Annotated in this window: 1 protein-coding gene and 1 pseudogene; one reads left to right on the top strand and one right to left on the bottom strand. The window is 61.3% G+C overall.

Going from position 1 to position 1,219, the window contains the following annotated elements; translation table 11 throughout:
- Positions 1–743 (bottom strand): spermidine synthase (locus tag ACXRVY_RS30130; RefSeq protein WP_458239089.1); only part of this gene is annotated, 743 nt, incomplete at its 3' end.
- A gap of 150 nt (positions 744–893) precedes the next feature.
- Here ACXRVY_RS30130 and ACXRVY_RS30125 point away from each other — a divergent pair.
- Positions 894–1,219 (top strand): annotated as a pseudogene (locus ACXRVY_RS30125) (3-deoxy-7-phosphoheptulonate synthase); the annotation flags it as partial.

The following is a 1,219-nucleotide window of genomic DNA, read 5'->3' as shown; positions in this document are numbered from 1 at the left end:
CGAATGCACTTGATCAACGAATCCAGCGAATACCCCAACCGTGGCGCCAGCGCTTCGGCGCGGGCGATCAGGCCGTCCATGTCCAGTTCCTGATCCAGCTCCGACGGCACGATCAGAATCACGTTGCCCTCCTTCACCGGCAGCTCCCAGTAATGTCGGTGGTACAAACCACGCAACAACGCGGCGCCCAAGGGTTTGCCGTCGTCGGTAGCCCATTGATTGATGACCAGCCAGCCACCCGGATTCAATCGCTTCTGGCAGTTTTCCAGAAAGCTCCAGGCCAGATGCCCGACACCCGGACCGACATCGGTGTAAAGGTCGACGAAAATCAGATCGGCCGGCTCAGCCGTGTCGAGCAGTTCCAGGGCATCGCCAACGCGAATGTACAGGCGCGGATCGTCATCCAGCCCCAGGTACTCGATGGCCAGACGCGGCACGTCCGGGCGTAGTTCGATGGCTTCGACATCTTCCAGCGGCAGGAACTTGAGGCAGGCCTGGGTCAGAGTACCGGCGCCGAGACCGAGAAACAGCGCGCTTTCCGGGTGCTCGTGGCACAGCGCGCCGATCAGCATCGCCCGGGTATAGTCGTACTCGAGCCAGCTCGGATCAGCGGTGAACACGCAGCTTTGCTCGATGGCGTCACCGAACTCGAGAAAACGGTAATCGGCCACTTCCAGCACACGAATCACGCCGAACTCGTCCTGTACCTCGGCGAGCAGATGCTCGACGCGCTCCTCAGTCATTTCATCTCCTGATCGTCACCGGGGCCGGCAACGCAATAACACCGCGTGTAGAGAGCGGCAAAGGCGAGATTGTCGGCGAAGCGACGGGAACAGGTCACGCACTAATTTGCTGATAACATGGAGGTCCGAGCGAAAACACTAGAGACCGTGATGAGCCAACCCTGGAGCCCTGACAGCTGGCGCGCCCTGCCGATCCAGCAACAACCCCAATACCCCGACGCCGCGCATTTGCAGCGGGTCGAGCAGACCCTGGCCAGCTATCCGCCGCTGGTGTTTGCTGGTGAAGCCCGGGAGTTGCGTCGTCAGTTTGCCGAGGTGACCCAAGGCCGCGCGTTTCTGTTGCAGGGTGGCGACTGCGCCGAAAGCTTCGCCGAATTCTCCGCGGCGAAATTCCGCGACACCTTCTAGGTGTTGTTGCAGATGGCGATCGTGATGACGTKTGCCGCCGGCTGCCCCGTGGTCAAGGTCGGGCGCTT

This window comes from Pseudomonas sp. P5_A2_2 (assembly GCF_054177685.1).
Note: the sequence above shows the minus strand (reverse complement) of the source record. Positions and strands in the feature narration are given on the sequence as shown.